The organism is Pseudoalteromonas sp. SIMBA_162 (assembly GCF_046535955.1).
GTDB lineage: Bacteria > Pseudomonadota > Gammaproteobacteria > Enterobacterales > Alteromonadaceae > Pseudoalteromonas > Pseudoalteromonas marina.
The window spans coordinates 1-259 of the sequence record NZ_JAWJBQ010000653.1 but is presented as its reverse complement, the minus strand read 5'-3'; the positions used below and the strand labels follow the sequence as shown (position 1 = coordinate 259).

Below are 259 nucleotides of genomic sequence, written 5' to 3'. Positions count from 1 at the left end.
CCTGCCGGCCCTGATGGCGGGCTTGTCGCCGCTGTATCGCCTGGAGCGCCTGTCCGGCCGCTACAGCGACGCCGCGCGCGAGGCCTCGGCGACGCGTTCGGTGCATGCGCTGGACGACTGGCCGGCGCCGGACCTGGGGTCGCTCAAACAGAGCTTCCCGAACTGGTTTCCCTTCGTCGATGTCCAATTTGGCAGCGCGGCCTACATGCCGCTGTTCGATGGCGCGAAATACCAGGTCTATATGGATCCCCGCGGCGCG

1 protein-coding gene is annotated in these 259 nt (G+C 68.0%); it reads left to right on the top strand.

Features of this window, described 5'->3' with window-relative positions:
- Nucleotides 1-259: hypothetical protein (locus tag R0J88_RS21285; protein WP_410901068.1), on the top strand; the 259-nt coding region annotated here is incomplete at both ends.